Source organism: Azospirillum sp. (assembly GCF_035628975.1).
Taxonomy (GTDB): domain Bacteria; phylum Pseudomonadota; class Alphaproteobacteria; order Azospirillales; family Azospirillaceae; genus Azospirillum.
In genome coordinates, this window is sequence record NZ_DASPIS010000124.1 from 1 (window position 1) to 4,872 (window position 4,872).

Here is a 4,872-nt window from a genome sequence, read left to right on the forward strand (position 1 = left end):
GGTCAATGCCGGGCTGCTGAAGCGGCCGGACGACGGCCGGTCGCCCTACAGCTTCTTCCGCAACCGGGTGATGTTCCCGGTCACCGACCGGCGCGGGCAGGTGGTGGCCTTCGGCGGGCGCATCCTGGAGGGCGACGGGCCGAAATACGTCAACACCGCCGACACGCCGCTCTTCCACAAGGGCACGCTGCTCTACGGCCTGTCCCGGGCGCGGCAGGCGGCGGCGGACGGCAAGCCGGTGATCGTCGCCGAAGGCTATATGGACGTGATCGCCCTGGTCCGCGCCGGCTTCGAGGGGGCGGTGGCGCCGCTGGGCACCGCGCTGACCGAGACGCAGGTGCAGGAGCTGTGGAAGCTGATCCCGGCGGCGGAGAAGGTGCCATTCCTGTGCTTCGACGGCGACAATGCCGGCCGGCGTGCGGCGTGGCGGGCGGTGGAGCGCATCCTGCCGCACCTCGCCCCCGGCCAGTCGGCCCGCGTCGCCTTCCTGCCGGAGGGCGAGGATCCCGACAGCCTGATCCGCGCCCAGGGCCCCAAGGCGATGGGCGCGGTGCTGGAGGCTGCCATCCCGCTGTCCGATGCCCTGTGGCGGATGGAGAGCGAGGGCCGGCCGACCGACACGCCGGAGGCCAAGGCCGCGGTGAAGGCGGCGCTGGAGGCCCGCGTCGCCACCATCGCCGACCGAGACGTGCAGGGCTTCTACCGGACCGAGATGCGCCGCCGCGTCGACGAGGCCTTCGCCCCCGCGCGTCCGGCCTACAACCGCGGACCCTGGGTGCCGGGGCAGGGGCGGGGGCGTTTCGGCGAACCGCCGCGTCGCCATGTGCCGGGCGTGCCCGGTCGCCTGACCTCCAAGCCGGTGGGGGAGGGGCGCGGCCGCGCCTCCCGCCTCGCCTCGATGCGGGAGCGGATTCTGCTGGCGACGATCATCAACCATCCCGAGCTGTTCGGCGAATTGGCCGAGCCGTTGGGGCTGTTGCCGTTCGGTGACCCGGAGCTCGAAAAACTGCGCTGGGCGGTGATCGAATGTCTTTCGGACGATCGTAACCACGACTCGACACTTGACGCCGCTGCGCTTTGTCGCCACTTGTCATCCGCCGGCCATGAGACGATGGTCGGTGCTTTGCTAGGCGAGTCGACCTATGTCCATGCCGGCTTCGCCCGTCCGGATGCCTCCACGGAGGATGCCCGGAAGGGATGGTGGCCTGCGTGGCGGCATCTGCATCAAGAGCGGGTGCTCGACGATCTTAGGGAAGCGAAGGCGGCTTTGACCCGTGACAACAGCGAGGCGAACTTCGCGAGGGTCGTGGCTCTTCAGCAGGAGGTCATAAAGTCCGGTCTGGGTATGACGGATGATGGTGACTTTGACGATGTCTGACGGTTGATGGCTTGTGTCGTCGGCCGCAGGACGTCGGTTGATGGGGCACGGAATTGACAGGAAGCAGTCGACAGGACAGGGCCGCATGACAGTTTCTGTGATGGCGGGTTCTGGGTAGATACATGGTTGGGGGTGGGGCGGACGGGCCGGGCAACCGGGACCGGGCGCTCCTTTCGTCTTTTTCAATGGGGTAATGCGGGGGCACCGAACGCATGGCCACGAAAGCTGCGAACAGCGTGGAAGTTTCCGAAACGCGGGAGGAATCCGCAGACGGTCCTCTGATGGACGGCATGGGCTTGGCCGTCAAGAAGATGATCGCCCGTGGCAAGGAGCGCGGGTATGTCACCTATGACGAGCTGAACGCAGCGCTGCCGCAGGATTCGTCCTCGTCCGAGCAGATCGAAGACACGATGGCGATGCTGTCCGAAATGGGCATCAACATCGTCGAATCGGAAGAGCAGGATTCAGAGAACAGCGGCGAGGGGGCAGGCGAAGGCGAAGGCCGTTCGTCGGGCAATCTCGACGACGACGACATCGGTCGTACCGACGACCCCGTGCGCATGTACCTGCGCGAAATGGGGTCGGTGGAGCTGCTGTCGCGCGAAGGCGAAATCGCCATCGCCAAGCGGATCGAAGCCGGCCGCGAAATGATGATCGGCGCGATCTGCGAATCGCCCCTGACCATCCGCGCCATCCTGGAGTGGCATGATTCCCTGATGGAAGGGAAGATGCTGCTGCGCGACATCATCGACCTGGACGCCACCTATGGCGGCGGCCCGGACGGCGAGGAGATGCCGGAAGGCCTGGCCGAGGTGGTGGAAGCCGCCGGCACCGGGCCCGCGGCTGCGCCCGCCGCCGATGCGCCTGCCGGCGAGGACGGCGACGAGCCGCGTCCGCCGCGCGCCGAAGGCGAGGGCGAAGAGGGCGAGGAAGGCGACGAGGGCGACAACAGCCTGTCGCTGTCCGCGATGGAAGCCGCGCTGAAGCCGCAGGTCATCGAGACCTTCGAGAACATCAAGGCGACCTACGACAAGCTGCACAAGCTGCACGAGGCCCGCATGGCCGCGATGCAGCGCGGCGAGGACATGGGCAAGCAGACGGACAAGAAGTACGAAAAGCTCAAGACCGAGATGGTCGAGCTGATGAACACCGTCCGCCTGAACAACCAGCGCATCGAGCAGCTGGTCGAGCAGCTCTATGGCCTGAACCGCAAGCTGACCGGTTTCGAAGGTCGCCTGCTGCGCATGGCGACCGACTGCCGCGTGAAGCGCGAGGATTTCCTGAACCAGTATTTCGGCCACGAGTTGGACCCGAACTGGCAGGAGCGCATCCGCGGCCTGAACCCCAAGACCTGGGGCAAGTTCGCCGAGAAGTATGACGGCGACATCCGCAAGACGCGCGAGTCGATCGCCCAGGTGGCCGAAGAGGCCCGCCTGCCGATCAACGAGTTCCGCCGCATCGTCTCCACCGTCCAGAAGGGCGAGAAGGAAGCGAGCCGCGCCAAGAAGGAGATGGTCGAGGCGAACCTGCGTCTCGTGATCTCCATCGCCAAGAAGTACACGAACCGCGGCCTGCAGTTCCTGGACCTGATCCAGGAGGGCAACATCGGCCTGATGAAGGCGGTCGACAAGTTCGAGTACCGGCGCGGCTACAAGTTCTCGACCTACGCCACCTGGTGGATTCGCCAGGCCATCACCCGTTCCATCGCGGACCAGGCGCGGACCATCCGCATCCCGGTCCACATGATCGAGACGATCAACAAGCTGGTCCGCACCAGCCGCCAGATGCTGCACGAGATCGGCCGCGAGCCGACCCCGGAAGAGTTGGCCGAGCGTCTGATGATGCCGCTGGAGAAGGTGCGCAAGGTCTTGAAGATCGCCAAGGAGCCGATCTCCCTCGAAACGCCGATCGGCGACGAGGAGGATTCGCATCTCGGCGACTTCATCGAGGACAAGAACGCGGTCCTGCCGCTGGACGCCGCCATCCAGGCGAACCTGCGCGAGACGACGACCCGCGTGCTCGCCTCGCTGACCCCGCGGGAGGAGCGTGTGCTGCGCATGCGCTTCGGCATCGGCATGAACACCGACCACACGTTGGAAGAGGTGGGTCAGCAGTTCAATGTGACCCGCGAGCGTATCCGCCAGATCGAGGCGAAGGCGCTGCGCAAGCTGAAGCACCCGTCGCGGTCGCGCAAGCTGCGCAGCTTCCTCGATACCTGATTGGGACACCTGATCCGCGACCTTATCGTTCGAGACGAAGCGGGGGCCTTTCGGCCCCCGTTTTCGTTTTCGGACTTATGCGTCTGAGCGATGAACGAGGGGTTGCATTTCCCCGAAGCTTTGTCGCAAAGTGCGCCCCGCGGTAGGGCCTGTAGTTCAGCGGTTAGAACGCGCCGCTCATAACGGTGTTGTCGTCGGTTCGAATCCGGCCGGGCCCACCAATCCTTTCCTTCCAGCTGAATCCTCCGCCATCGTGGTGCACGCGCGCAGTCCCGGGGACTGATACCGCGAACGGTGTCGCATGGGATCATCGATCCGGCCTGCCTGAAGCCTTTTCGGCACAAGCTTGGCGGTTCGCCATAAATTTTGCTGCAAGCCTGAGAAAGTCTGGAATAAAGGATGCGCGGCGCGCGTTCGCACCCATATGCATCGGGTCTCCGCTTCGGTTGAAAGGCCGAACGGGCCGGCCCGGCCCTGGACATGCGACGCCGTGTCGTCCCGTCCGGCCTTGCGGCTGGAGGGTGAGGCCATGGCGTGAGCCGTGGCGTGATCGGTAAGGATCGGGTGCGCGGTTGAGCAAATTCGGGGTCGATCTGGAAGTCCACATCGCGTCCTTGCGGCGCTACGCGCGTGCGCTGATGCGCAACAGCGCCGATGCGGAGGATCTGGTGCAGGAAGCGCTGACGCGCGCGGTGGCGCGCGCCGACAGCTTCCAGGCGGGGACGAACCTGCGGGCATGGCTTTTCACCATCCTGCACAACGTCCACGTCAATCAGGTCCGTTCCAAGGCCGCCCGGCCGCAGGAGGTCGACGTCGCCGACGTCGAATCGAAGCTGGTCACCCCGGCCCGGCAGGAAGAGCGTGTCGAACTGCGCGAAATGATGCGCGCGGTCGACGAATTGCCGGAGGAACAGCGCAAGGTGCTGCTTCTGGTGGCGCTGGAGGGCCTGAAATACGACGAGGTCGCCGACATGCTCGGCGTGCCGATCGGGACCGTCATGTCGCGCCTGTCACGGGCACGCGAGGCGGTGCGGGCGAAACTGGCGAACGAGGGTGGCGTCACCCTCCGGCGGGTGAAGTGATGAACGCGCATCAGGGCATAGGGCGGGTCACCGAGGACGAACTCCACGCTTACGTGGACGGACAGCTGGACGGCAGCCGCCGTCTGGCGGTGGAACGATGGCTGGCCGAGGATCCCGACGCGGCGCGCCGGGCGGATGATTACCGCGCCCAGGCGATGCTTCTGCACGAGATGTTCGACACCGTCCTGCGCGA

4 protein-coding genes and 1 tRNA gene are annotated in these 4,872 nt (G+C 65.9%); all 5 read left to right on the plus strand.

The window, feature by feature from the left end:
- Positions 1-1,378, plus strand: a 1,378-nt coding sequence (locus VD964_RS26660; RefSeq protein WP_324871487.1) for a toprim domain-containing protein, incomplete at its 5' end; no start/stop codon positions are given.
- Positions 1,379-1,590: 212 nt separating this feature from the next.
- Complete coding sequence (gene rpoD / locus VD964_RS26665) at positions 1,591-3,597, plus strand: RNA polymerase sigma factor RpoD (protein ID WP_149223284.1); 2,007 nt, start codon at positions 1,591-1,593, stop codon at positions 3,595-3,597.
- Between the two features lie 145 nt (positions 3,598-3,742).
- Positions 3,743-3,818, plus strand: a tRNA-Ile gene (locus VD964_RS26670).
- 351 nt (positions 3,819-4,169) lie between these two features.
- Positions 4,170-4,679, plus strand: a complete 510-nt coding sequence (locus tag VD964_RS26675) for a sigma-70 family RNA polymerase sigma factor (RefSeq protein ID WP_324871488.1) — start codon at positions 4,170-4,172, stop codon at positions 4,677-4,679.
- The coding region (locus tag VD964_RS26680; protein WP_414637279.1) for an anti-sigma factor family protein at positions 4,679-4,872 on the plus strand (194 nt) is incomplete at its 3' end. The genes VD964_RS26675 and VD964_RS26680, both read left to right, overlap by 1 nt.